Source organism: Pseudomonas sp. efr-133-TYG-103a, assembly GCF_030209235.1.
Classification (GTDB): domain Bacteria; phylum Pseudomonadota; class Gammaproteobacteria; order Pseudomonadales; family Pseudomonadaceae; genus Aquipseudomonas.
Map to the genome: position 1 here is coordinate 377,706 of NZ_JARVSK010000011.1, position 26,777 is coordinate 404,482.

The window sequence follows — 26,777 nt, forward strand, 5'->3', positions numbered from 1 at the left end:
CCCTAACGGAGCAACTATGTACCTGGTCTGTGGCGAAGCATTGTTCGACTTTTTCAGTCAACCGGACACGAGCGCGCAACTCAATAAAATCGGCTATCAGGCCATCGCCGGAGGCTCACCGTTCAACGTTGCGGTGGGTCTGCGCAGGCTCGGTGTGGAGGCCGGTTTCTTTGCCGGGATTTCCACCGACTTCCTCGGCAAGCGTCTGGCGGCCGTGCTGGAAGCCGAAGGTGTCCGCGACGATTTCCTGCTGCATTTCGACGCCCCCACCACGCTGTCGATGGTCGCGGTCGGCGCCGACGGCTCGCCGCAGTACAACTTTCGTGGCGAAGGTTGCGCCGACCGCTTGTTGACCGTGGAACAACTGCCGACGCTGGACGACAACGTGCGCGGCCTGCACGTTGGCTCGTTCTCGCTGGTGGTGCAGCCGGTCGCCGATGCCTTGCTGACGCTGGTGCAACGTGAGAGCGGCCAGCGCCTGATCACCTTCGACCCGAACGTGCGCCTGAACCCTGCGCCAAGCATCGAGCTGTGGCGCAGCCAGGTGGCGAAATTCGCCGAGCACGCCCACATCATCAAGGTCAGCGATGAAGATCTGGAATTGCTGTACCCGGATGTCCCCGCCCAGGACATCGCCAAAGGCTGGCTGCAGCACAACTGCCAACTGGTGATCATGACCCGGGGGCGTGAGGGTGCCAGCATCTTCACCCGCGAACAGGGCGACTGGTCGGTGCCCGCCCGCGACGTGAAGACGGCCGACACCGTCGGTGCCGGCGACACGTTTCAAGCCGCGCTGATCACCTTCCTGACCGAGCGCGAACTCGACACCCCGGCAAGCCTGCCGTCGCTGGATCGCGAAACGTTGACCGAAATGCTCAACTTCGCCGTCGTCGCGGCGGCCGTGACCTGCACCCGCGTGGGCCCGGATCTGCCGTACCGGCATCAGGTGCAGTAGCGCGCTGCTCATCGCGTCCAGATAAAAAAGGGCAGCCGGTCTACACCGCTGCCCCTTGTTCTTTTACCCAGCACTTCTACCGACGCGCAGCGCCTCAGGCCATTTCGGCCTTGGCCATCGCAATCCTGGTTTTGACTTCAGATTCGGCGATCTGCTGCTCCTGCTTCTGCTTTTGCAGCTCGGCAACTTTCTTGTCCACCGCCGCCTGCTGCTCCGGCGTCATGTTGTCGTACTCTTCCTTGCTCACGCCGGTCAGCTGCTGACGCACCTTTTCGGCATCGGTCTGGTTCATGTAGGCCAGGAACTGATCCTTGGCCGAACCCACGCTCGATGCACCCGCTGCGCTGTCGCTGGCGGCAATGCCGTCGGAGACGGTTTTCACGACACTGTCCGACGCCGCGACCTGCTTGTCAGTGCTGGACGAAAATGCCGCGGCTGCAGCCGCTTTATCGTCCGACACCGAGGCGGTGGTGTTGGCCAGCGCTGCCTTGAGGTTCACCATCATTTTGGCGAAAGACTCGTCGTAGCCCTGCTTGTCGTCGGCACTGCCCTGAGTCGCGCTGTCCGTGCTGCCCGCGATTGCCGCGACCGGGGCAGATGAAGCGCCGGCCACTGCAGTGTTGTACGCATCCTTGTCCGTCGGGTCCAGGTGCGTGTGAGCCACGGCCTTCGACACGAAGTGCTGGATGGCACTGTTACCGATAATCATCTTTCACCTCCTTATCCGGGTTGTCGATGTAAACGGATGGACAGCAAAACAGATGCCACATCCTGTTACATCCCCCAGAACCCAGGCGCGACGGGGGCTGCAGCGCGGTGCGCGGAAGCGAATGGACCGTTCGGAGCGCGCCCGCTTGCCGACAGCGGCAGGGAATGGCCGCCCGGCGCACGGCGTTGCCGCTCAGTTGTCGGGCGTCGTCACTTGAGAAAATCCTTGAGCGCGCGATCGACCTTGCCCGGCTCACAGGCCGGCGCCATGTGCCCACAGTCGTTGTCCAGCACCAACAGCTTCGCCCGCGTCTGTGCCGCCAATGCCTTGGAAGGCGCCGGATCGACCAGACGATCCTGCTCGGACGTCACAATCAACAGGCGCGCCTTGATCTTCCCGGCCAACGCCGCCATGTCGCCGTCGCGGGCCAGCCCGAAAGACGTCATGGCCTGCAATTGCCGGTACCAGTCAACCGCGCTGAAGCTCTGGCTGGTCTGCGTGCCGTGGAGCGTGTCGGCACTCGGCCGTTTGCTCGCCACAGCCTTGGCCGCGACGTGTTCCGGCGTCCACAAAAACTCGGTGTGCAAGGCCGTCAGGCCCTTGAAGGCCGTGCCCGGCAAGTAGTCGCCGCCATTCCAGCCAGGCGTGCGCTCGATGGCCGCGATCTCGGCATTCCAGGCGCGAAGATCACTGGCGGTGGGTTGCGGCGTGGCAACGATGGTGACGATGTTGCTGGCGTAATCGGGATACATCACAGCCCACTGCAGCGCCTGCATGCCGCCCATGGAAATGCCGACGATGGCGTGGGCGTGGTCGATCCCAAGGTTCAGCGCGAGCAGACGATGCTGGGCCTTGACCATGTCGCGGATGCCGAACTGAGGAAACTTCAGGCGCGGATTGCTTTTGCTGTTGGAGGGCGAGCACGACACCCCGTTGCCCACCGCATCCAGGGCGATGACATACCAGCGGTCAGTGTCGACCAGCTTGCCCGGGCCGATCATGTCGATCTGGTCGGCGGTACGCCCGGTCAGCCAGGTCGGGACCAGCACCACGTTGCTCTGGTCGGCGGCCAGCGTGCCGTAGGTTCGATAGCCCAGCGAACATTGCTTGATCTTGCCGCCGACCATCGTCAACGACCCGATACTGGTCAGCTGCTGCTCGGCCGCGGCGGCGACACAGACACACATCATCGCTGACAGCGCGCACAGCGCCTGGCGTACAGAGCGACACCCTTGCATGGTCTTCCCCCAAGAAGATAGAACTCCATTTCAGCCGTCGAGGAAAACCATGTTTCAGGGAACATGCCGTCGCGCTGCAAAATCAGCGTAGCCGGTCTTTGTGCGGGCAGCGCAAGAGCAGACGAATTGCGCGGCGTGCCAGGCTCGGATCAGATCGGACCGTCACTGGGGTGGATCGAGGGCCTGCAATCGCAGGCCCCAGTCGCGCAGTGACGCCACCACCGGACCGACCTCGCGGCCCTTGGCGGTCAGCAGGTATTCCAGGCGCGGCGGATGCTGCTCGTACTGGCGCCGCTCGATCAGACCGTGAGCTTCCAGTGACTTCAGCCGAGTGGACAATGTGCTGGGCGCGCAGCCCTTGAGCGAATCCTGCAGGTCCTGAAAACGCCGTGTGGGGTTACGCAGCAGATCGCGCAGGATGAGAATGACCCAGCGCTCGCCGATCACTTCGAGCGCGGTGATGACCGGGCAGAAAGCGAAGGTCGGCATGGCCGGTGCATCGGGTTTTTGAGCGTTGGAATCTGACATGGTCAGGAGTCTAACAAGGGTGTACAGGACTGGAAAGCGTCCAGCCCTGAGGCCGCCCGCCGGCTCTTCACGCGCTTCGCCCATCAGCCGGAACGGCGTTCGGGCGACACGGCGGAGTTCCGAGAAGCCCGCCTCCAGACTTGCCAAGCGAACGGCAGCACGGTGTCAGTGCACACTGCAAGTCAGCTCGCGGCCCTCACCCATACAGGCCGGACAGCGGATGTCATTGCAGCGTGCTGAGGTCCAGTTTGTCCTGCGGCACCGGCATCGAGAAGTAATAACCCTGCGCCTGCCCGGCGCCCATTTCGCGCAGCAACTGCAAGGTTGCCGCGTCCTCGACGCCTTCGGCGACCACGGTCAGCCCCAGCGACTCAGCCATGCGCACGATGGCGCGAACGATCGCCCGGCTGCGAGAGCTGGTGGTCAGCTCCAGGGTGAACGACTTGTCGATCTTCAGGCCGCTGAAATGGTACTGATGCACGTAACTGAGTGACGAGAAGCCTGCGCCGAAATCATCGAGCACCACCGATACGCCGTTATCGGCCAGATGCTTCATGGCCTGGCGCGCCAGTTCTGGCTCCGCCACCAGCGCACCTTCGGTGAGCTCAAGACAGATGCGCGACGGCGCGACGCCATGCTGACTGAGCAGGCCCAACACTTCGCCGGCGAACTCGGGTCGGCTGATGCTGTAACTGGAGCAGTTCACGTGAACGGTCGGCCAATGCGCGTGATCGGGCTGCGCCAGCATCGCGACCACTTGCTGGAGCATGTAGAAATCCAACCGGCCGATCAGCCGCAGCCCTTCCAGCGCCGGCAGGAAATGCCCTGGCGCGATCACCCGGCCGTCGGCCTGACGCCAGCGGATCAGCGCTTCCAGGGCGAGGATCCTGCCAGTGGCCACGTCGACGATCGGCTGGAAATACGGCAGCAACTCGTCGGTGCGCTTGAGCGCGTTACGCAGCGCGGTTTCCTGCTCCATCTGGTCGGACACTTCGCGGCGCACTTCCTGGTTGAACACCGCGTAGCTGTCACGCCCCGCATTCTTGACCCGGTACATGGCCGTGTCGGCGTCGCGCAGAAGGTCCGCAGGCTCGTGATGGAATTGCCGATCGGCGCCGACCACGCCAATGCTGCAGGAGGAAAACACCGCATGGCCGTCGATATAGAACGGCACGTCGAACGCCAGCAGAATGCGCTCGGCGATGGCCACGGTAACGTCCGGTGGCGCGGAATAGGCCAGGACCGCAAACTCATCGCCGCCAAGCCGCGCCAGCAGGTCGCTTTCGCGCATGCAGCTGCGCAGACGATCGGCCGCCTGGATCAGCAACTGATCACCGGAATGATGGCCGAGGCTGTCGTTGACCATCTTGAAGCGGTCAAGGTCAATGAACATCACCACCAGCTCTTCGCCGTTGTTGCAGAACTGCTCCCAGGCAATCTGCAGACGCTGTTGCAGATGGCTGCGATTGGGCAGACCGGTCAGCGAGTCATGGGCGTTCTCGTGCTGCAGCTTGGCGTTGGCGAAATCGAGCTCGCGCGTGCGATCCTGAACCCGCGCCTCCAGGCGCAGGTTGGCGGTATGCACGGCCTCCGCGGCGCTGCGACGGGACAACGCGGTGTCGATGTGCCGGGATACGAAGGTCAGCAGCTCCTGATCGCGCAGCGAATAGCTGACGTCGGCCGAATAACTCTGCACCGCGAGAACGCCGCGCACGACATCGCCCTCGAACAACGGGATGCCCAGCCAGGAATAGGAACGGTTGATTTCGTTCTGAATGGTGATTTCGCCATTGGTCTCCAGGCGCCGCGCTTCGACGCTGTCGATCAGGCAGGGACGGCGCTGGCGAATCACGTACTCGGTGAATCCGCGCTCACCCCGGCGCGGGTTCGGCCGCACCACCAGACGCTCGTCGACATAATAGGGAAAGGTCACTTCGCCCGTGGCGTCGTCGAACAGCGCGATGTAGAAGTTGAGGGCGAACAGCAGCTCGCCGACGATGCCGTGCAGGCTCTTGAACAAATCGGCCATGTCGCCCGGTTGACTGGACAGCTCGGCGATCTGGAACAACGCGCTTTGCAGGTGCTCGGCGCGCTCACGATCGGCCACTTCGCTGCGCAGTGCATCGTTGAGCCGCGACAACTCCAGCGTCCGCCGGGCCACGGTCTCTTCCAGTTGGGCGCGGTGCAGAATTCGGTCCAGGGCCATCGCCACGTGGCGCGCCACCACCAGAAACAACTCCTGATCCTCGACGCTGTAGACCCGCTCCAGGTCATAGACCTGCATTGCCAGCATGCCGAACACGTCGTCGGATGCGTTTTTCAGCGGCGCCCCCATCCAGAATTCGGGGCGATGCCCGACGCAGTGAAACTTGTCCAGCGCCTGCGCCCGTTCGATGGCGGCGGAATCGACGAACAGCGGTTGTTCGGTGGTCAGCACGTAGCCGGTCATGGACAGCCGTTCCGGATCGAGAAACTCCTGGGTTTCGGCCTCCAGCGCGTCGACGTCGGTGATGTCGATGTAGTACGGATAAGTGATCTTGCCGCTGTGGCTTTCGTACAGCGCCAGATAGAAGTTTTCGGCGTCGATCAGGGTCGACAGCTGCTCGTGAACACCTTGCAGGAAGGCCGAGCGGTCACGGGTCGAGCTGGCAAGGTAGGTGATCTGGTACAGCACCCGCTGAGTGGCCTGGGCCCGCGCCAGCGCGTCGGTCTGCAGACGCAGACCCAGCTTGCCCGCCAACTGCGCCAGCAGAGGGTTGCCCGCTTCGCGCTCCGGCGTCAGCAGCCAGCCCAGCGGCGCCTCGCCATGCCCCGTCACCCATCGCTGCAGGCCGTGTTCACGGCAGAATGCATCGAAGCCCTCGCGGGGAATGTGTGCCGGCCACTCGGTCGATGCATCGCCCTGCCCGAGCAGGTGCATGTGCTGGTTGGCGCGATAGGCGGCCCAGCTCAGATCCGGAGCCGCCAGCCTGGCTGCCCGCAACAGTGTTTCCAGAGAGTTTTCGTCAATCATGGACGGCGCAACTTCCACCCCTTCGCTAACAGGGTCACACGCTTGCCCGACAGTGAATGACGAGCACCCGGTGGGGGTCGAGACATGAGAATTCATAGGCGCTCCATTGCCAGCGTGAGACTGGGCTATCTTCATGGGGTGTGACAGATGGTTGCAAGCGCCATATTCGTTTTTGCTGCCTATTAACGACGAAAAAACGGGATTTCACGACATTTCACGTGCCTGTCTGTTTGTTATCGGCAGATTGCCCACGGAATGAAAGAAACCACAGGCACTTTTGTCGGACCGACCGGCATCGCAGGTTTCGATCTGGCATTGACCTTTGCCCGCCCTCGCCTGTCTCTCACAGCGAATCCACGTTCCCTTTTGACACTGGAGATGATCGCAAAATGATCAAGACTTACAGCTACGCCGCGCAGAAACCGACCGACCGGCTCGCACCCTTCCAGATCGAGCGTCGCGATCCGGGCGCCGACGATGTTCAGATCGACATCCTGTTCTGCGGCGTCTGTCACTCGGACCTGCACACGGCACGCAACGAATGGAACAACACGCTGTACCCCTCGGTGCCGGGCCACGAGATCGTCGGCAAAGTCACCGCGGTCGGCGCCAATGTGAAGCACTTCAAGGTCGGTGATCTGGCCGGTGTCGGCTGCATCGTCGACAGCTGCCAGCAGTGCGCATCCTGCGCCGAGGGCGACGAGCAGTATTGTGAAAGCGGGTTCACCGGCACCTACAACGGGCCGGTCTTCGGTGGCGAAAATACCTTTGGCGGTTACTCCGACAAGATCGTGGTGAAAGAGAAATTCGTTCTGAAGATTTCCCACAGCGACAATCTCGCCGCCGTTGCGCCGCTGCTCTGCGCTGGCATCACCACGTACTCGCCGCTGCATCACTGGAAGGTCGGTCCCGGCAAGAAAGTCGGCGTGGTCGGCCTCGGCGGTCTGGGCCACATGGCGGTCAAGATCGCCCACGCGATGGGCGCTCACGTGGTGCTGTTCACCACCTCGCCGAACAAGCGTGAAGACGGGCTGCGGTTGGGCGCCGATGAGGTGATCGTGTCGAAGAATCCTGACGAAATGGCCACTCAGGTCAACAAGCTGGACTTCATCCTCAACACCGTTGCAGCGCCCCACGACCTGGATGCGTTCCTCAACCTGCTCAAGCGCGACGGCACCATGACCCTGGTCGGTGTTCCGGATCATGCGCACCCGTCGCCGTCGGTGATCAACCTGATCTTCAAGCGCCGCAGTCTGGCCGGTTCGCTCATCGGCGGGATTCAGGAAACCCAGGAGATGCTGGATTTCTGTGCCCGCCACGGCATCGTCTCGGACATCGAGATGATCAAGATGAAGGACATCAACGAAGCCTACGAGCGCATGCTCAAAAGCGATGTGAAGTACCGTTTCGTCATCGACATGGCCACGCTCAAGGAAGAAGCGTCAGCCGCCTGATCGACGCGTCACCGGGCCGGCGCCGACTGCGCGCCGACCCGGCCCTTTCGTAACAATCTGTGTTCTGCAGCCGGCAAAAAACCCGCAACCAATCGTATCAGCGCAGGTCACACACCTGCGGCCATGTCCCGCAGGCCGCGTTTTTCCTGATGCGACACTTCACGTGCGACCGCTGCCCGCAGCCGTCACGCGCATTAATGAAAATAATTCGAAAGTGTATGTAGATATTCAAAAGAATGCTCCGGCCGATGATTGGTTATCGTTGGCGGCTTGAAGCATCCACTGCCGTTCGTGACTGCGCGCTGCCCACCGTCGGCGCGCAGACCTGGTTCAATGCTGACGAGGAACCCGTCCATGACCGATCAGCCTGATAAAAAAGAAACAGAATCGGACCTCAAGTCCTTCACCGCACCTTCGCGCCGAAACTTTCTGAAATCGATTGGCGTCTCCGGCCTTGCCGCCGCCACCGCCCCAATGTGGACCCAGGCCCTGGAAGCCCAGGCCGCCGTCCCCGATGACACCGCTCCGCCAGCCAAAGACGAACGGCGCATGACCCTCAAGGTCAATGGCCAGACGCACACCTTGAACCTTCCGGCCAATGCCGCCTTGCTCGACGTATTGCGTGACCGCTTGCAACTCACCGGCACCAAAAAGGGCTGCGACCACGGCCAGTGCGGCGCGTGCACCGTGCACGTCAACGGCACTTCGATCAATTCATGCCTGTCTCTGGCCGCAATGCACGAAGGCGACGAGATCACCACCATCGAAGGCCTGGCCAGCAACGGCAAGCTGCACCCTGTGCAGGAAGCCTTTTGGGAACACGACGCGTACCAATGCGGTTATTGCACCTCGGGCCAGATCATGAGCGCCGTCGCGATGCTACAGGACAAAAACATCGGCAGCGATGATCACAGCGTCCGCGAAGCCATGAGCGGCAACATCTGCCGCTGCGGCGCGTACAAGAACATTCTCAGCGCGATACAGAGCGCGCGGATCAAGTTGCAGGAGGTGACCTGATGAGAGCCCTCGATTACGTACGCGCCGGCAGCGTCGAGCAGGCGGTGGCCACCCACGCGAAAAGCCAGACCGCCTTCTTTCTCGCCGGTGGCACCACCCTCCTCGATCTGGTGAAGCTGGACGTGATGCCCGCCGATCAGGTGATCGACGTCAATCACCTGTCCTTCAAGCAGATCGAGGTGCAGAAAGATGGCAGCGTGCGCATCGGCGCGCTGGTCACCAACAGTGCCTTGGCGCATCACCCGCATATCGTCGAGCATTATCCGGTGCTGTCGCAGGCGCTGCTGTCCGGCGCGACCACGCAGCTGCGCAACAAGGCGACCACCGCCGGCAACGTCATGCAACGGGTGAGGTGCAACTATTTCCGCGACGGTCATTCGGCCTGCAACAAGCGCGAGCCAGGCTCAGGATGCGCGGCCATCGACGGCCACAACCGCAGCGTGCACGCCGTGCTCGGGACCAGCGATCAGTGCATCGCCACTCACCCTTCGGACATGTGCGTGGCCATGGCGGCGATTGGCGCCCGGGTCGAGGTCCAGGGTCCCAAGGGCAAGCGCAGCATCGACTTCCTCGATTTTCATCTGCTGCCGGGTGCCACGCCCTGGAAGGAACACGCCCTGCAAGACGACGAGTTGATCACCCACGTGGCGCTCGATGCGCCGCTGGCGGGCAGCAAGTCCGGGTATCTGAAACTGCGTGACCGGGCCTCGTACCAGTTTGCACTGGCGTCCAGCGCGGTGATTCTGGTCATGGACGGCGACACCGTACGTGACGCGCGGATCGCACTGGGCGGCGTCGGCACCCGCCCCTGGCGCGCGCAGGAAGCGGAGCGTGCGCTCAAAGGCGCGACCCTGACGCCGCAGAACATGGAAAAGGCCGCCGCCATCGCAATGCAAGGCGCCCGCCCTTACCGCCACAACGCTTACAAGATTGCCCTGGGGCAGCAGGCTATCGTGCGCAATCTCGGCAGCCTGACCGCTTGATAGCCCGCCCTATGAATGGAGCATCCGCACATGACTGACGCAATGATAGGATCGGCCCCTCGCCGTATCGACGGGCGACGCAAAGTCACCGGCACGGCGATGTACGCCTCCGACCATCATCTGAAAAACATGGCTTACGGCTACGGCGTGTTCAGCACCGTCGCCAGCGGCAAGATCACCGCGCTGGATCTGGACGCGGCGCGCAAATCGCCGGGCGTGCTGGAGATTTTCCACCACGGCAACTTCCCCTCGCTCTACCACAACTCGGCCCTGCCGATGTCGTTCGCGCAGATTCTGAAAGCCGCCAAGTCCGACGAAAGCCGTCTGCCCTTTGAAGACGACACGGTTTACTACGCCGGGCAATTCGTTGCGCTGGTCGTCGCCGACACGTTCGAACACGCCCGGGCGGCGGCGTACAAGATCAAGGTCAGCTACAGCAAGACCTCCGCCGTCGCCAACCTTGAGCAGGGCCTCAAAGCCGGCCAGTTGCAAGACGGCAGCCCGAACCACAGCCGGGGCGATGCCGGCGCAGCCTTCGACGGCGCCGCCCACAGCATCGACGCCACGTACTCGACGCCAGTGGAAACCCACAACCCGATGGAAATGCACGCCACCGTCGCGCAGTGGGACAACGGCAAACTGATCGTTTACGAAGCTTCCCAGGGGGTGGTGGCGCATCGCAATTCACTGGCGAAGATTTTCGGCCTGATGCCGGAGAAGGTCGAAGTGCGCGCGCCGTTCATTGGCTCGGGTTTCGGCAGCAAACTGTGGATCTGGCCGCACTCGGTTGCGGCCTGCGGTGCCGCCAGAGTCCTCGACCGGCCCGTGCAAGTGGTGGTGCCCCGTGCACAGATGTTCACCACCACCGGGCACCGCCCGGAAACCCGCCAGCGCATGCGCCTGGCCACCGATGACAAGGGCAAGCTGGTCTCGGTACGGCACGAGTCGATCAACACGACGTCGTTCACCGATCCGTACAAGGAAAACTGCGGCACCTCGACCAAGAGTCTCTACAGCTGCGCCAACGTGCTAGTCACGCACAAGACCATCGAGGTCAACCGCGGCACGCCTACGTCGATGCGCGCCCCGGGTGCCGCGCCCGGGCTGTTCGCACTGGAATCGGCAATGGATGAAATGGCCGACAAGATCGGCATGGACCCGCTGGCGTTCCGCAAGCTCAATGTCTCCGAGCACGACGAGAGCCAGAACCTGCCATGGTCGAGCAATCATTTGCAGGAGTGCATCGACAAGGCCGCCGAGCGCTTCGGCTGGAGCCAGCGCGATCCCAGGCCCGGTTCGATGAAAGACGGCACCGAGATCATCGGTTACGGCATGGCGGCCTGTAACTGGGACGCTTACCGCACGCCAGCGGAGGCGCAGGTGCTGTTGCGCGCAGACGGAACGGCCTACGCCATCTGCGGCGTTCAGGACATCGGCACCGGCACGTACACCATCATCGCGCAAGTGGTCAGCAGCCTCACCGGGATTGCGCTCGACAATATCGAAGTCGAACTGGGCAACTCATCGTTCCCGCCCGCGCCGGTATCCGGCGGTTCCTGGGCAACGGCAAGCGTGCTGCCCGCCATCGCTGAAGCCACGCGCCAGGCCATCGACCAGCTGAAAGCCTTCTCCACGGCGCCCAAGGGTGTGTTCGCCGGCAGCAAACCCGATCAGGTGAGTTTCGAGCAAGGGCAGATCAAAAGTGGCGAGAAGTCATTCGCCATCGCCGATGTGCTCAAAGCGCAGAAACAGTCCAGCGCCTTCGGTGAAGCCAAAACCGGCATGAACGACACCAGCAAACACTCCTTCCGGTCGTTTGGCGTGCACTTCGTCGAGGTGCGCTGGGACCCGGGCATTTCCCGGCTGCGGGTCGCGCGGGTGGTCAGCGCCATCGACGTCGGCAAGGTCATCAACCACAAGACCTCGCTCAATCAGGTCGAGGGGGCGATTGTCATGGGGGTCGGCATGGCGCTGTTCGAAGCCACCGATTTCGATGAGCGCGACGGCATGCCGGTCAACAACAATTACGCCGAATACGTGGTGCCAGTGCATGCTGACCAGCCTGAAATCGATGTGATTCTGCTCGATTATCCGGATTACGAACTCAACGAGTTCGGCGCCCGGGGCATCGGTGAAATCGGCATCACCGGGCTGGCGGCCGCCGTCGCCAACGCGGTGTCCCATGCCACCGGCAAACGCATCCGCGACCTGCCGATCACCCTCGACAAACTGATGGAGCTGCCGCCAACGATGAGCGCCTGACCGCGCGTTGTCGGACTGGAGGCTGCCGCCCTTGGGCAGCCTCCCTTGGCGAATCGACGCCCTGCCCGGAACGTCAGGCCAGCTCCGGCTCGATCCGGTCCCGCCCGCCCATCTTCGCTGCATATACGCCCGAGTCCGCGCGCAGCAGCAACGCATCACCGCCCTCGCCTTTGCGCCAACTGGCAATGCCGAAACTGGCCGTCACCCGGCCCACGCCGTCGACCGGCTCGGACCGCAGCGCCGCCCACAACTCACTGGCCAGGCCATAGGCCTGATCGCCATCGGTGTCCGGGCACAACACCATGAACTCCTCGCCGCCCAGGCGACAGAACACGTCACTGCGGCGCAAGCGATGACACAACCGGTTGCAGATCGCCTGCAGCACATGGTCGCCGACCGCATGCCCCAATTGATCGTTGATGCATTTGAAATGATCGATGTCCAGCATGACCACCGCGAACACGCCACCATGACGCTCCGCACGGAGCAGTTCAGCCTGCAGCCGCTCCTGAAAATAGCGCCGGTTATAGACCCCGGTCAGCGCATCGGTGACGGACATCGTGCGCAGTTCTTCCTCGACGCGCTTGCGTTCGGTGATGTCCAGGCACACCGCCAGATAACCGATCCACTGATCCTGTTCATCGAGCACCGGGCTGACCTGCATGTTTACCTGCAGATGGCTGCCATCCTGCCGCACGAACGTCCAGTCGTGGGTCTGATGCCCGTGTTCCTCGAAGGCTTCGACGAGCATCGCTTCGCACGTCTTCACTTCGCGTCCGTAACGCAGGTTCAGTTCATCGGCATGCTCTGCAAGCTCGCCGGGCAGGTGCAACTGGCGCAACGTCAGATGGCCGCAGACTTGCGCGCTGCTGTAACCCAGCATTTTTTCCGCACCGATGTTGAAGGTCGTGATCAGGCCGTCCAGGTCCGTGGCGATGATCGCCACCTGCGTCGCCGCATCGAGCACGTTGCGCAGCTGCCCGTGAGCCCTGCGCAATTGCAGTTCGCGTTGTCGCAGTTGCCCGGTGCTTTGCTCGACCATGCGCAGCGCGCGCTGACGCTGGCTGATCAATGAATAGAGCAACGCACTGAGCATGAAACTGAGCAGCGCCCCGAGGATCACCAGGCTGTCGGTCGAGGAAGGGTTGGCGTTGATGAACACCGGTGTGGGACGGATATCCAGCCGGTAGCTGCGGCCAGCGAAACTCATCGATTGACTCAATTGCAGGCCACTGGCGGCGGCGGGACTGGCAGACTGGAACAAGGATTCGGGTGTCTGTGGCGTTGTCACGTCCACGAGGCTGAGCGTCAGGTTGTCCTGATCGGATGACGGCAACCCTTCGGTCATCATCGTGCGCATGCTGATCACCGCGAGCAGAAAGCCCTGCAGCCCGCCCGCCGGATCCCCTCCGACACGAGCCCGCGACAACACCGGCGCGACCAGCAAGATGCCGGTACGGTTCTGCGCCTCCAGCCCGACCAGGTCCATGCGCGCGGTCGCCGCCATGCTGCCGGTTTGCTGTGCTCTATCCAGCGTCGCCCGGCGCACCGCCTCGGAATTGACATCGAAGCCCAGCGGCACCGTCACCGTGCTGCGGCTTTGGGTAAAGCGCACCGGGAAATAGACCGGGCGCGGCTCTGCGTCCTTCCACCCTTGGGCAGTGTCGAGTTCGCGCACGGTAAATTCGAGTTGGCCGGCTGCGCGCGCGGCCTGTTCAAAGGGCTGACGTTCGCTGCCCTCTATACGGGGCGCCCAGGAATAGGCTTGGGTGAAAACCAGCAACGGGCGCGCGAAACCGTCGAATTCTTCCTGCGAAACCGCGTCGGAATACACGAAGAAACGGCGCAGGCTGTCGAGACGACGAATCTGCCCGTCGAGGCGGTCCTGAATCCGACTGACGCGCTCGCTGGCCAGCAGTTCGAAGCGCTGTTGCAATTGACGGTGATACAACTCGACGTTCATCAACGCCACGAGCCCCGTCAATAACGCGCCCGCAGAAAAGACGAGCACGGCAACCGCCCACGAAGAGGTGTCCTCACTGATCAAGCCGAGAATCTTGACGCTTGCCCGGTTAGACGACATATAAAAAAACTCATGACGCCACAGCGGTTGCCGCGACACGTGTCCGAGCTTCACTTATAGCTATTCGCCATTAGTTTGCCTAGTGCAGCGTGTCGCTCTGTCAAAACCGGAACATGGCGTCATCGGGCGACAATGACGCGTTGTTTTCAGCGCAATCGATTCAGCGTGCGGTGATCTTCCACGCGCGGTGGATCTTGCCGTTGCGGGTGAAATCCGGGTCAATGGTCTGCTGAGTGATCTCCTCCACGGCATAGCGCTCGGTGAGGTTCTCTTCGAGCTGGAACTTGCGGAAGTTGTTGGAGAAATACAGCACGCCGCCGCTGGCCAGGCGCGCCATCGCCAGATCGATCAACTGCACCTGATCGCGCTGCACGTCGAACACACCCTCCATGCGCTTGGAGTTGGAAAAGGTCGGCGGGTCGATGAAGATCAGGTCGTACTCGTCGCGGCTGGTCTCGAGCCACGCCATCACGTCGCCCTGTTCCAGTCGGTTCTTGTCGGAGAAACCGTTGAGCGACAGGTTGCGCCGCGCCCAGTCCAGATACGTCTTCGACAGATCGACGCTGGTGGTGCTGCGTGCTCCGCCCTTGGCGGCATGCACGCTGGCGGTCGCGGTGTAGCAGAACAGGTTCAGAAAACGCTTGCCCGCCGCTTCCCGCTGGATGCGCATGCGCATCGGGCGATGGTCGAGAAACAGCCCAGTGTCCAGGTAATCGGTGAGGTTGACGAGCAGCTTGATCCCGCCTTCGTTGACTTCCTGGAACTGGCCCTGCGCACTTTGCCGTTCGTACTGTCTGGTGCCGCTCTGGCGCTCGCGACGCTTGACCACCACCCGGCTCTTGTCGATGTTCAGCGCCTGAGGAATGGCTGCCAGCGCGTCGAACATGCGAATCGAGGCTTTTTCCGGATCGATGGATTTGGGCGCCGCGTATTCCTGCACATGCACCCAGTCGTGATAAAGGTCGATGGCCATGGCGTATTCCGGCATGTCGGCATCATAGACGCGGTAGCAATCGATGCCTTCGCGCTTGACCCATTTACCCAGCGCCTTGAGATTCTTCTGCAGGCGATTGGCGAACATCTGCCCGCCCTCACTCAAGCGCGGCTGCTCGATGACCGGTGCAGGCGCCGGAGCAGGCTTGATCGGGTTGCCGTTCTTGTTGAACTGGCGCGCTGGCGGCTCGTCCGGCGTCTGGTCGTACGCCGCCTGCTCACGCTCAGCCTGGCGTTGCTCAGGCGTACGGCGCTCGCCGGTGACGAACTGATCCGGCAGCACTTTGATCAACAGCAGCTTGCACGGCAGCGCGCCGTTCCAGAACGCGTATTGCTTGTGGCTGCGGATGCCCATGCGTTTGCCCAGATCCGGCGCACCGGTGAACACCGCCGCTTCCCAGTTCAGGCAGGCCTGACGCAGGCGTTCGCCGAGGTTCTGATAGAGGTACAACAGGCTTGCCTCGTCGCCCAGACGCTCACCGTACGGCGGGTTGCAGATCACCAGGCCTTTCTGGTTCTGGTCCGGGCGCGGCTCGAAGGTCGCGACTTCGCCCTGGTAGATCTTGATCCAGTCAGACAGACCGGCGCGCTCGACGTTGTTGCGACCGGGTTGAATCAGCCGTGGGTCGGCTTCATAACCACGAATCCACAACGGCGGCTTCGCAAGACCCGCTTCGGCGCGGGCGAGCGCCTCGTCATGCAATTTGCGCCACAGCGCCGGCACGTGGCCCAGCCAGGCGGAGAAACCCCAGCGCTCGCGCTTGAGGTTAGGTGCGATATCGGCGGCAATCATCGCCGCTTCCACCAGAAAGGTGCCGACGCCGCACATCGGGTCGGCCAGTGCGCCACCTTCGGCGGCCATTCGTGGCCAGCCGGAACGGATCAGAATGGCCGCCGCCAGGTTCTCCTTCAACGGCGCCGCGCCCTGCTGCAAACGATAGCCGCGCTGGTGCAGGCTGTGGCCAGAGAGGTCCAGCGACAGAATCGCCTCGCCTCGGTCCAGACGCAAATGCACGCGCAGGTCCGGGTTGAGCTTGTCGATCGAAGGGCGCAAACCGTCGGAGTTGCGCAGGCGGTCGACGATGGCGTCCTTGACCTTCAGGGCGCCGAAATGAGTGTTGTCGATGCCCGAACCATGGCCGCTGAACTCGACCGCCAGCGTGCCGTCCGGCTCCAGATGATCGGCCCACTCGATGTCGTGCACGCCGTGGTAGAGGTCCTCGGCGTCTTTCATCGGGAAGCGCTTGAGCACCAGCAATACCCGGTTGGCCAGACGCGACCACAGGCACAGCCGATAGGCGGTTTCCATGTCAGCGCTGCCGCGGATGGTCGAGGTGTGTTCGCGGGTTTCCTGGAGGCCAAGGGCAGTGGCTTCCTCAGCGAGCAGGCCTTCAAGGCCTTTGGGACAGGTGAGGAAAAGTTCGTAACGGTCCGACATGAGTATTCCAGAGCCTTGGCTATGAGTGGCAGGACAACGCATTGTCCGGCCCGATTCAAACAGACGTCTTTCGTGGAGATCGCCTGCACGGCACATACATTGTGCCCATCCATCGCCCCGATGCATTTCGGTGGCGACAGTCCGTCGGCCAGAAACCAGCCGACATCTGATATTAAAAAACCACTATTCAGCACGACAACGGCGGCAATAAAAAGTCACATCGCCGACCCTTCGTCGAATGATGCCTGACTGCAAACCGCCAGCAGTTGGCATTGAGAAACACTTGCGCTGCCGCCTGCAGGCCACGGTCCAGGGGCCCTGGCAGAAAAATGCAACGCCAGCGACGCCGTCGCTTATGGTCTTAATGCCTCATTGGTTACGTTCTTATGACAAAACGGTCATTCACAGCATCCCGGGCATTGGTTAGAAATCACCTCAGGCCGTCGCCGCAACGACGACGGCACCACGCCCGTGACGCCGGCAGCGGGCATTCAAAGGCAGAAGATTTCTGCCTGACCTCGACATGAGGTCTCCAGGGACATAACAGTCAACAAACGAGGGCAACACCCTATGAGAAGACTTAAGCGTGATCCGTTGGAAAGAGCATTTTCGCGCGGATATCAATACGGCGTAACTGGTAAATCCCGTGAGCTTTGCCCCTTTACTCTACCGTCAGTGCGCCAAGCCTGGATCAATGGCTGGCGAGAAGGACGCGGCGACAACTGGGACGGTATGACCGGCACTGCGGGTATCCACAGACTCAACGAACTTCACGCGGTCGGCTGACACTCAACATCAGTCAAGTCACAACCAAAGGACAATCCGACTAAAAGTTTCTTCGACAAACCGATTCGACTTCAATCAACCATGCGCGCCCCATCCGGGCGGCGGGCTTAAGCCCAGGAGGGGTTCCTTACGGAACCCCTCTTTCATATCCGGGCTTCCCGCCCGCGAACCTCCTGAGACAGTTACCGAGCCATCGCCGCAATCGCGTCCACCGATTCGCGAATCAGCGCCGGGCCCTTGTAGATGAAACCGGAATAAACCTGCACCAGACTCGCGCCCGCCGCGATCTTCTCGGCCGCATGCTTGCCTTCGGTGATCCCGCCCGCTGCGATGATCGGCAACTTGCCGCCCAGCTCGGAGGCCAGCACCTTGACGATGTGCGTGCTCTTCTCGCGCACCGGTGCGCCCGACAGACCGCCCGCCTCGTCACCGTGAGGCAGGCCTTCAACGCCCTGGCGGCTGAGGGTGGTGTTGGTCGCGATGACCGCGTCCATCCCCGACTCCAGCAACGCGCTGGCAACCAGTACGGTTTCTTCGTCGCTCATGTCTGGCGCAATCTTGATCGCCAGTGGCACGCGCTTGCCGTGGGTCTGGGTCAATGTTTCCTGACGCACGCGCAACGCTTCGAGCAATTGCTTGAGCGAGTCGCCGAATTGCAGGCTGCGCAGGCCGGGCGTGTTCGGTGAACTGACGTTGACGGTGATGTAGCTGGCATGGGCGTAGACCTTGTCCAGGCAGATGAGGTAGTCATCCACCGCCCGCTCGACCGGTGTGTCAAAGTTCTTGCCGATGTTGATGCCCAGCACGCCGTTGTATCGGGCCGCCTGAACCCGGCTGATCAAGTGATCGACGCCCAGGTTGTTGAAGCCCATGCGGTTGATGATCGCCTCGGCGTGAGGCAGGCGGAAAATCCGCGGTTTCGGGTTGCCGGGCTGCGGACGTGGAGTCACGGTACCGATTTCGACGAAACCGAAGCCCAACTGGGCAAAACCGTCGATGGCCGCGCCGTTCTTGTCCAGCCCGGCCGCCAGCCCCACCGGATTGGGGAACTGCAGGCCCATGACCGTCACCGGCAATTGCGCGGGCGCCTTGTTGAACAGGCCGTTGAGGCCCAGACGACCGCCCGCGCCGATCAGGTCCAGGGACAGATCGTGGGAGGTTTCCGGAGAGAGTTTGAACAGTAACTGGCGGGCCAGGTTATACATGGGCGGGCGCGGCTCGATTGCGGCTGAAGTCAGCGGCCGATTATAGACGTCCACGCCGTCGATGCGCGAGGCATCTGGAGAACTTTGCCGGGTGTTTCGCCGATCACTGGCATATCGATTGCTTCAGGGCCTGTACTTGCCTCGCTCCAACGGCGGAATGAGGCGCCTGACAACGACGTCGCTATCGCCCCGGTCAAGGTCTGGGCGAGGCGACTTTTTTTTTTGGAGATTGGGCTGCGCCCGAGTGCGCGACCAGTCTCAGGCGGAACCCAAAGCATGAATGATCCGATCAACACCGCGCTGGCCTGGGTCAATGGCAGCGACGCTCCGGAGCTGAACAGCGTCGACGTGGGCTTCATGGCGCTGACCGACAGCGCCTCACTGGTGGTCGCCGCGACCCAGGGATTCGCCCAGCCTTATGGCCTGAACATCAACCTGCACCGGCAACCCTCCTGGGCCAGCCTGCGGGACAGACTGGTCAGCGGCCAACTGCATGCCGCACACAGCCTGTATGGGCTGGTCTACGCCGCGCATCTGGGCCTCGGCGGCCAGGCCAGGGACATGGCCGTGTTGATGGGGCTGAATCAGAACGGCCAAAGCATCAATCTTTCCCGGGCCTTGCAGGACGCAGGCGTGATCACTCCTGAGGCACTGGACCGGCGCACGCACCAAAGCGATTCAAAACTGACCTTCGCCCAGACGTTTCCCACCGGTAACCACGCTTTGTGGTTGTACTACTGGCTGGCGAGTCAGGGCATTCATCCGTTGCGCGACGTCGACAGCGTGGTCGTCCCGCCGCCGCAGATGGTCGAACACCTGCAAGCGGGCCGGATCGACGGTTTCTGTGTCGGCGAACCGTGGGGCGCCAGTGCGGTGAGCCAGCACCTGGGCTTCACCCTCGCCACCACACAGGCGATCTGGCCGGATCATCCGGAAAAAGTCCTGGGTTGCAGCCTGGAGTTCGTCCAGCAGTACCCCAACACCGCCCGCGCGCTGGTCATGGCGGTGCTGGAGGCCAGTCGCTTCATTGAACAGAACATGGACAATCGACGCAGCACGGCGCAGTTGCTCAGCGCTGCCGAATACGTCAACGCGCCCGCCGAGGCCATCGAATCCAGGCTGATGGGCGAGTATGACGACGGCCTGGGCAATCGCTGGACCGATCATCATGCCGTCAGCTTCCACCGCCAGGGTCAGGTCAACCTGCCCTACCTCTCCGATGGCATGTGGTTCATGACCCAGTTTCGCCGCTGGGGCCTGCTGCGCGAAGACCCGGACTATCTGGGCGTCGCGAAAACGGTCCAGCAGCTCGATGTGTATCGCGAGGCGGCCACGGCGCTGGGCATCGAGGTCCCGGACTCGCCCATGCGCAGCAGTCAGCTGATCGACGGCAAGATCTGGGATGGCAGTGACCCGGCCGGCTACGCACGCAGCTTCAAGCTGCATGCGCTGGCAGACGCCGCGCCTGTCGTCGCGGACCTTTGAGGAGGATGCCGGCATGCTGCGTATCCTGCTGATCAACGACACCGCCAAGAAAGTCGGTCGCCTGAAAGCCGCGCTCGTGGAAGCGGGCTTCGAGGTGATCGACGAATCCGGCCTGATCATCGACCTGCCTGAGCGGGTGCAGGCGGTGCGCCCGGACGTGATCCTCATCGACACGGAGTCGCCCGGCCGCGACGTCATGGAGCAAGTGGTGCTGGTGACCCGCGACCTGCCCCGGCCCATCGTCATGTTCACCGATGAGCATGACCCCGGCGTCATGCGTCAGGCAATCAAATCCGGGGTCAGCGCCTACATCGTCGAAGGCATTCACGCACAGCGCCTGCAGCCGATTCTGGACGTGGCCATGGCGCGCTTCGAAAGCGATCAGGACCTGCGGGCGCAACTGCATGCCCGCGATCAGCAACTGGCCGAGCGCAAACGCATCGAAACCGCCAAAGGCCTGCTGATGAAAATGAAGCACTGCAACGAAGAAGAGGCCTACACCCTCATGCGGCGCCAGGCCATGAGCCGGCAACAGAAACTGATTCAGGTCGCCGAGCAGATCATTGCCATGAGCGAGCTACTGGGCTGACGGCTGGCCCGCTCCTTGCTTTACAGACCTTACAGGTAGCCAACGGCGGTTGCCCCACTCACGACAAAGACGTCGCACACCCCTTCGCGCAAGCGGACCGGGTTGCGACGTTTTTTCGTTTTTGGCCCGTAGCAACGGGCCGGGTGGAGCGCCGAGCCGGTGCTTCACCTGCATGACCTGACCCGTAGCGGTGCACGTATCGCCCGCACCGGCAACGATATTCTGCAGATGAGGTATGAGATGAATACAAGCTTCTGGAAAGCCGGCCACAAACCGACCCTGTTCGCAGCGTTCCTGTATTTCGACCTGAGCTTCATGGTCTGGTACCTGCTTGGCCCGCTGGCGGTGCAGATCGCCACCGACCTGCAGCTGACCACCCAGCAACGCGGCCTGATGGTCGCAACGCCGATTCTGGCGGGCGCGTTCCTGCGTTTCCTGATGGGCATGCTGGCAGACCAGCTTTCGCCGAAGACCGCCGGGATCATTGGCCAGGTGATCGTCATTCTGGCCCTGCTCTGCGCCTGGCAGCTGGGTGTTCACAGTTACGAGCAAGCGTTGTTGCTGGGCGTGTTCCTCGGCATGGCCGGCGCGTCGTTCGCCGTTGCCTTGCCGCTCGCCTCGCAGTGGTACCCGCCGCAGCATCAGGGCAAAGCCATGGGCATCGCCGGTGCCGGCAACTCGGGCACCGTCTTCGCCGCCCTGATCGCGCCGGCGCTGGCGGCAGCGTTCGGCTGGAGCAACGTGTTCGGCTTCGCCGCGTTGCCACTGCTGCTGACCCTCATCGCGTTCTCGCTGATGGCGAAAAATGCCCCGCAGCGGCCCAAAGCCAAATCCATGAAGGATTACTTCAAGGCCCTGGGCGATCGCGACAGCTGGTGGTTCATGTTCTTTTACAGCGTGACCTTCGGCGGCTTCATCGGCCTGGCCAGCGCCCTGCCCGGCTACTTCAACGATCAGTACGGCCTGAGCCCGGTCACGGCCGGCTATTACACCGCGGCGTGCGTCTTCGGCGGCAGCCTGATGCGTCCGCTGGGCGGCGCACTGGCCGACCGCTTTGGTGGCATTCGAACCTTGTCGGGCATGTACGCGGTCGCAGCGATCTGCATTGCGGCCGTGGGCTTCCACCTGCCGAGTTCATGGGCGGCGCTGGCCTTGTTCGTTGCCGCGATGCTCGGTCTGGGCGCTGGCAATGGCGCGGTGTTCCAACTGGTGCCGCAGCGCTTTCACAAAGAGATCGGCGTGATGACCGGCCTCATCGGTATGGCCGGTGGCATCGGCGGTTTCCTGCTCGCCGCAGGCCTGGGCGCGATCAAGCAGAACACCGGCGACTACCAGTTGGGCCTGTGGCTGTTTGCCCTGCTCGGCGTTCTCGCCTGGTTCGGCCTGATGAACGTCAAGCGCCGCTGGAGAACGACTTGGGGATCGGCGGCTGTGACCGCCGCACGGGTGTGATCAGAGGCCGCCTGAGATGAACCAGCCTGTCGCCCTCGACGCCGCCCGCAGTGGTCTGACAGTACGCTGCGCGGAGTTCAGCAGCCGCGGTCCGCGGTCGGAAAACCAGGACGCCACCCGGGTGGTGACGCCGGTTCCGGCCCTCGCCGCCAGCAAGGGTTATCTGTTCGCCCTTGCTGACGGCGTCAGCCAGTGCGCAGACGGCGGCCTGGCCTCGCGTTCGACCCTGCAGGCGCTCGCGCTGGATTACTACGCCACCCCGGAAACCTGGGGCATCGCCCAGGCGCTGGACCGTCTGTTGCTGGCGCAAAATCGCTGGTTGCTGGCCAACGGGCTGATGACCACGGTCAGCGCGCTGGTGCTGCGCGGTCGGCGCTTCACCCTCGCCCACGTCGGTGACTGCCGGGTTTACCGGTGGCATCAGGGCCATCTGCAGCGCATCACTGAAGATCATGTCTGGGAGCAACCCGACATGCAGCATGTTCTCAAGCGCGCGCTGGGCCTGGATCAATTCGTGGTCATGGACTATCTGGACGGCGAACTGCGCGAAGGCGAGCGGGTGTTGCTGCTCAGCGATGGCGTGTGGTCCACGCTCAATGATCAGCGGATTGCCTCGATTCTCCGCGAGCAGGATGACCTCGACATGGCCGCGCGCACGCTGGTCAGCGCCGCCTACCTTGCCGGCAGCCCGGACAATGCCACCGCCCTGCTGATCCAGGTCGACCGACTGGGCAGTGACGGATTGGGCGATGCCCTGCTTCAACTGCAGCAATGGCCGTCGCCGCCCACCCTGAAACCGGGCCAGTTCTTTGAGGGCTGGCACATTGAGGAGCGGCTGGGCGATTCGCGACAATCGCTGATTTATCGCGTGCGTGACAGCCAGCAGCAACGCTGGCTGCTCAAGACCCTGCCGCAGCGCCGCGTTGACGAGGACAGTGCCGGCCAGGCGCTGCTGCTCGAAGAGTGGTTTCTGCGCCGGGTCGCGGGACGTTTTTTTCCGGACGTTCATCCACTGCCCCACAGGCAGCACCTGTATTACGTCATGCGCGAGTACCCGGGTCAGACGCTGGCGCAAGCCTGGGCGCAACAAGGCCCGATGGAAGTGTCGCGCTGGCTCAGTCTGGCCCGGGACCTGTTTGGGGCAGTCGCGCTGCTGCACCGTCGAAACATCGTCCATCGGGATATAAAGCCGGAGAATCTGTTGCTCGAAGAGAGCGCAGGCCTGCGCATCCTGGACTTCGGCCTGGCGTATTGCCCGGGGCTGTCCGTCCGCGTCGAGGGCGAAGTGCCTGGCACACCCAGCTTCATCGCCCCGGAAGCGTTCGAGAACGCGGAACCGTCTGCGGCGCTTGATCTGTATGCGGCAAGCGTGACGTTGTATTTCCTGCTTACCGGGCACTATCCATACGGCGAAATCGAGGCCTTTCAGCACCGTCGCTTCGGTCATCCAGTGCCCGTCAGCCGCTACCGGCCGGACATCCCCTTCTGGCTGGAGAATCATCTGGATCGGGCGCTTCAGGCCAATCCCGAGAAACGTTTCGAGACCGCCGAGCATTGGCTGCTGGAACTGCGTGATGGCGAACTTGCGACCGCGAGCCCTCGGCCCAAACCATTGCTGGAACGCGAACCCGTCAAGGTCTGGCGCACCGTGGCGCTGTTATCGCTGTTGCTGAATATGCTGCTGTGGCTGTGGTTGCTCAAGCACTGAGAGGGGACCGTTTGCTTGCTGAGGTATGGCGTCGGGCCGATGGGTGAGGCTTACATCCGCGCATCGTCACACATCGTCCTGACCCACCCCTGAACAAGGGCAGTGAACGCCGAGAGCGTTGATTTAGAGCAGTTAGACTTACAACACTGTCGATTCAGCGCAACAGCTTTTTACGAAACTCGGAAAAAGAAAAACCCGGCCTGAGCCGGGTTTTTCGTGAAGCGAGGGCTAATTACTTAGCTTGAGCTTCTACTTGTGCTTCTACGCGACGGTTAACAGCGCGGCCAGCTTCAGTTGCGTTGTCAGCAACTGGGCGGGATTCGCCGTAGCCAACCGAGTTTACGCGGTTAGCGCCAACACCGTACTGGTTAACCAGAACTTGCTTAACGGCGTTTGCACGACGCTCGGACAGTTTCTGGTTGTAAGCGTCAGGACCGACGGAGTCAGTGTGACCTTCAACAGTGGTGGTGGTCTGTGGGTACTGCTTCATGAAGTCAGCCAGGTTTTTGATGTCACCGTAGCTGTTTGGCTTGACGACCGACTTGTCGAAGTCGAATTTCACGTCCAGCTCAACACGAACGACTTCAGCAACAGCCGGGCAACCGTTGGCGTCAACGGTAACGTTGGCCGGGGTGTCAGGGCACTTGTCGACGTTGTCGCAAACGCCGTCGTTGTCGCTGTCGGAGCACACTTCAGCAACTGGGGCTGGTGCTGCTTCGACTTTCTTGGAGCCGCCGCCGAAGTTCACACCGATACCGACGCTAGGCGCCCACTCGGTGTCGCCCTGGTCGATGTTGTACTGAGCTTCAACGCCAGCACGGGCGTAGAAGTTGTCGGTGAAGTACAGCTTGGCACCGCCGCCGATGTTGGCGAAGGTGGAACGGTTACGACCGCCGCTGCCGTTCTGACCGATGCTCTGATCGGAGAAACCAGCCGAGACGTACGGACGCAGCATGTCGCCCGGGTTGTTGAAGTGGTACAGAGCGTCCAGAGCGGTGTTCGCGCCCTTGATGTTCTTGCCATCGTCGCTACGGACGTTGTGCACTTCGTCATAGCCCAGACGCAATTCAACGTCGTCGGTCAGGAAGTAGCCAACAGAACCGCCGAACAGGTTGCCGTCATTCTTGAAATTACGAGCGCTGTCGAACTGTTCTTTCTTGGCGAAGCCTTCGATTTCGACTGCGCCTTGGCCTTGTGCCAGCGCGCCGAACGAAGTTGCGGCAACAATAGTACCAATGGCCAAGCCCAAGGTGTTTTTCAGTTTCATCCGTTAAATCCCCATCTGGTGATTGTAAAGCAGTCCCACTTATCGAGGGACAACTCATCGGCAAGTCTATCAGAACTTGCCTGCCCGTTAGAGATATTTGCTCCGAGTTAAGTTTCGGTAACGCCTGCAAATTTCTCACGTAATTTATCGAGTGCCCGTTTGTAACGCATTTTCGTGGCACTCAGGCCCATATGCATTATGTCTGCGATCTCCTGAAATTCCAGCTCTGCGACGAATCGAAGCACCAGAATCTCCCTGTCGATCGGGTTCACATGCACGAGCCAGCGATCGAGTCCGCCCTTCTCTTCGGGTTTTGGCGCCTTTTCTTCTGACGCTTCCTCGAGAGGGTCCAGGCTCAAAGCGTCCATCAATCTACGCTTTCGCCGCTCCTTCCTGTACTGCGTGATGCATTCGTTGTAGGTGATGCTGTAGAGCCAGGTCTTGAATTTCGATTTTCCCTCGAAATTTTTCAATCCATACAACACCTTAAGCATCACCTCCTGACAGACATCGTCAGCATCGCGATCGTTCCCTAAATAGCGCGCGCAGACGTTAAAAAGTGTCCGCTGGTAGCGCCGCATCAGCTCTTCGTAGGCGCGCGTTACATGGAACAGCTCGGCGTGCGAGCGCGCGACCAACTCCTCGTCAGAGAGCTCGCGGGGGTCGTAACGCAGAGAGAGCGATTGGGGTTTATTCAAAACAAGTCGTGCCGACAGTCGGATAAATGTCCGCCGCGTCCCGAGCGTCCCGGGATTTTGCGGCGGCATACATTAGCAGATTTGCCGGTTCAGCGGCTGCTCACTCGCTGCTCGAGAAGGATCCGGTTGGACAATGACACCAACTCGCCTTCATCGGTCAGCAGGGTGGTCTTCACCGTGCCAATCTCTTCGATCTGCCCTTCGACCTCTCCAATACGCACCTGTTGCCCTACCTGATACAGCTCCCGCACATAAATACCTGCCAGAATCTGACTCGCGATTTCGCGACTGCCCAGGCCCATCGCCAGGGCAACGGCCAGACCAACGGTAATCAATCCGATCACGATCACGTGATTCAGCAGGTCAGTCTTGACCTCCAGCTGGCTGATGGCCACGGAAATACTGATGATAATGACCAGCCACTGGGCGATACGCCCAAGGCCCGCCGAATAATCCAGCCCGACGCCTTCAGCAGCGCCGCGCACGATGCCATTGACCAATTGCGCGAGCAGCACGCCCACCAGCAGCACCAGCGCCGCGCCGAACACCTTCGGCAAGTACAGCGCGAGCATGTCCAGTGTCGCAGATACGCGCTCAAGCCCCAGCGATTCTGCCGCTGACACCAGGAAAATCAACAGCACAAACCAGTAGACGATCTTGCCGATCAACGTCGAAATCGGGACCTGAATGCCCGCGCGACTGATCAGTTTGGTCAGGCCGGTGCCGCCCATCAGGCGATCCAGACCCAGTTTCGCCAACAGCTTGGACAACAGGGTGTCGAGCAGTTTTGCCACGACGAAACCCAGAAGAACCACCACCAGCGCGCCGAAAAGATTCGGGATGAAGTTCGCGACTTTGGTCCACAACGCAGTCATTGCGGTAACCAGGCTCTGTGTCCAGAGATCCAATTCCAT

General features: G+C 61.9%; 20 protein-coding genes. 10 read left to right on the forward strand and 10 right to left on the reverse strand.

Features of this window, described 5'->3' with window-relative positions; genetic code table 11:
- Positions 1-16: 16 nt before the first annotated feature.
- Positions 17-955 (forward strand): carbohydrate kinase, encoded by a 939-nt coding sequence (locus QRN36_RS10230; RefSeq protein ID WP_285423974.1) that lies wholly within the window; start codon positions 17-19, stop codon positions 953-955.
- A 94-nt stretch (positions 956-1,049) separates the two neighbouring features.
- On the opposite strand, the gene QRN36_RS10235 is transcribed toward QRN36_RS10230, so the two are convergent.
- The 4 genes from QRN36_RS10235 to QRN36_RS10250 form a co-directional block, all read right to left on the reverse strand.
- On the reverse strand, positions 1,050-1,664 hold the full coding sequence (locus QRN36_RS10235; RefSeq protein WP_285423975.1) for a hypothetical protein: 615 nt from the start codon (positions 1,662-1,664) through the stop codon (positions 1,050-1,052).
- A gap of 209 nt (positions 1,665-1,873) precedes the next feature.
- On the reverse strand, positions 1,874-2,902 hold the full coding sequence (locus tag QRN36_RS10240) for an alpha/beta fold hydrolase (RefSeq protein ID WP_285423976.1): 1,029 nt from the start codon (positions 2,900-2,902) through the stop codon (positions 1,874-1,876).
- A gap of 162 nt (positions 2,903-3,064) precedes the next feature.
- Positions 3,065-3,430, reverse strand: a complete 366-nt coding sequence (locus tag QRN36_RS10245; protein ID WP_285423977.1) for a helix-turn-helix domain-containing protein — start codon at positions 3,428-3,430, stop codon at positions 3,065-3,067.
- A 223-nt stretch (positions 3,431-3,653) separates the two neighbouring features.
- A complete protein-coding gene (locus QRN36_RS10250; protein WP_285423978.1) occupies positions 3,654-6,443 on the reverse strand; it encodes an EAL domain-containing protein in 2,790 nt (929 codons plus the stop codon).
- Positions 6,444-6,832: 389 nt separating this feature from the next.
- Here QRN36_RS10250 and QRN36_RS10255 point away from each other — a divergent pair, with 389 nt between their 5' ends.
- The 4 genes from QRN36_RS10255 (at position 6,833) to QRN36_RS10270 (ending at position 12,159) form a co-directional block, all read left to right on the forward strand.
- Positions 6,833-7,897: an NAD(P)-dependent alcohol dehydrogenase gene (locus tag QRN36_RS10255; protein ID WP_285423979.1), complete on the forward strand. Its 1,065-nt coding sequence runs from the start codon at positions 6,833-6,835 to the stop codon at positions 7,895-7,897.
- Positions 7,898-8,251: 354 nt separating this feature from the next.
- Positions 8,252-8,914, forward strand: a complete 663-nt coding sequence (locus QRN36_RS10260) for a (2Fe-2S)-binding protein (RefSeq protein ID WP_093458397.1) — start codon at positions 8,252-8,254, stop codon at positions 8,912-8,914.
- Positions 8,914-9,897: a xanthine dehydrogenase family protein subunit M gene (locus QRN36_RS10265; RefSeq protein WP_285423980.1), complete on the forward strand. Its 984-nt coding sequence runs from the start codon at positions 8,914-8,916 to the stop codon at positions 9,895-9,897. Before QRN36_RS10260 ends, QRN36_RS10265 begins: the two co-directional genes overlap by 1 nt.
- A 30-nt stretch (positions 9,898-9,927) precedes the next feature.
- Positions 9,928-12,159 carry a xanthine dehydrogenase family protein molybdopterin-binding subunit gene (locus QRN36_RS10270; RefSeq protein WP_285423981.1) on the forward strand — a complete coding sequence of 744 codons (2,232 nt, stop codon included), beginning with the start codon at positions 9,928-9,930 and terminating at the stop codon, positions 12,157-12,159.
- Positions 12,160-12,232: 73 nt separating this feature from the next.
- On the opposite strand, the gene QRN36_RS10275 is transcribed toward QRN36_RS10270, so the two are convergent.
- Both QRN36_RS10275 and rlmKL read right to left on the reverse strand, forming a co-directional pair.
- On the reverse strand, positions 12,233-14,242 hold the full coding sequence (locus QRN36_RS10275) for a diguanylate cyclase (protein WP_285423982.1): 2,010 nt from the start codon (positions 14,240-14,242) through the stop codon (positions 12,233-12,235).
- 160 nt (positions 14,243-14,402) lie between these two features.
- Positions 14,403-16,673 carry a bifunctional 23S rRNA (guanine(2069)-N(7))-methyltransferase RlmK/23S rRNA (guanine(2445)-N(2))-methyltransferase RlmL gene (rlmKL, locus tag QRN36_RS10280; RefSeq protein WP_285423983.1) on the reverse strand — a complete coding sequence of 757 codons (2,271 nt, stop codon included), beginning with the start codon at positions 16,671-16,673 and terminating at the stop codon, positions 14,403-14,405.
- Between the two features lie 570 nt (positions 16,674-17,243).
- Between rlmKL and rmf the strand changes: the two genes are divergently transcribed.
- Positions 17,244-17,459: a ribosome modulation factor gene (gene rmf / locus QRN36_RS10285; RefSeq protein WP_010223328.1), complete on the forward strand. Its 216-nt coding sequence runs from the start codon at positions 17,244-17,246 to the stop codon at positions 17,457-17,459.
- Between the two features lie 182 nt (positions 17,460-17,641).
- Here the strand turns inward: rmf and QRN36_RS10290 are convergent, their stop codons facing one another.
- Positions 17,642-18,664: a quinone-dependent dihydroorotate dehydrogenase gene (locus QRN36_RS10290; protein ID WP_285423984.1), complete on the reverse strand. Its 1,023-nt coding sequence runs from the start codon at positions 18,662-18,664 to the stop codon at positions 17,642-17,644.
- Positions 18,665-18,940: 276 nt separating this feature from the next.
- Between QRN36_RS10290 and QRN36_RS10295 the strand changes: the two genes are divergently transcribed.
- From QRN36_RS10295 to QRN36_RS10310, 4 genes are all read left to right on the forward strand, one after another.
- Positions 18,941-20,149, forward strand: a complete 1,209-nt coding sequence (locus tag QRN36_RS10295) for a CmpA/NrtA family ABC transporter substrate-binding protein (RefSeq protein WP_285423985.1) — start codon at positions 18,941-18,943, stop codon at positions 20,147-20,149.
- Positions 20,150-20,162: 13 nt separating this feature from the next.
- On the forward strand, positions 20,163-20,738 hold the full coding sequence (locus tag QRN36_RS10300; protein ID WP_093458390.1) for an ANTAR domain-containing response regulator: 576 nt from the start codon (positions 20,163-20,165) through the stop codon (positions 20,736-20,738).
- 240 nt (positions 20,739-20,978) lie between these two features.
- Positions 20,979-22,190: a NarK/NasA family nitrate transporter gene (locus QRN36_RS10305; protein ID WP_285423986.1), complete on the forward strand. Its 1,212-nt coding sequence runs from the start codon at positions 20,979-20,981 to the stop codon at positions 22,188-22,190.
- A 16-nt stretch (positions 22,191-22,206) separates the two neighbouring features.
- Positions 22,207-23,898, forward strand: coding sequence for a bifunctional protein-serine/threonine kinase/phosphatase (locus tag QRN36_RS10310; RefSeq protein WP_285423987.1), 1,692 nt, complete (start codon positions 22,207-22,209; stop codon positions 23,896-23,898).
- A 232-nt stretch (positions 23,899-24,130) separates the two neighbouring features.
- Here QRN36_RS10310 and QRN36_RS10315 read toward each other — a convergent pair whose 3' ends face one another.
- The 3 genes from QRN36_RS10315 to QRN36_RS10325 all read right to left on the reverse strand — a co-directional run bounded on the left by QRN36_RS10315 (position 24,131) and on the right by QRN36_RS10325 (position 26,777).
- Complete coding sequence (locus QRN36_RS10315) at positions 24,131-25,165, reverse strand: OmpA family protein (protein WP_074749765.1); 1,035 nt, start codon at positions 25,163-25,165, stop codon at positions 24,131-24,133.
- A gap of 107 nt (positions 25,166-25,272) precedes the next feature.
- The gene (gene sigX, locus QRN36_RS10320) at positions 25,273-25,863 is read right to left on the reverse strand and encodes an RNA polymerase sigma factor SigX (RefSeq protein ID WP_093458388.1); all 591 of its coding nucleotides are present in this window, start codon (positions 25,861-25,863) and stop codon (positions 25,273-25,275) included.
- Between the two features lie 89 nt (positions 25,864-25,952).
- On the reverse strand, positions 25,953-26,777 hold the full coding sequence (locus QRN36_RS10325; protein ID WP_093458387.1) for a mechanosensitive ion channel domain-containing protein: 825 nt from the start codon (positions 26,775-26,777) through the stop codon (positions 25,953-25,955).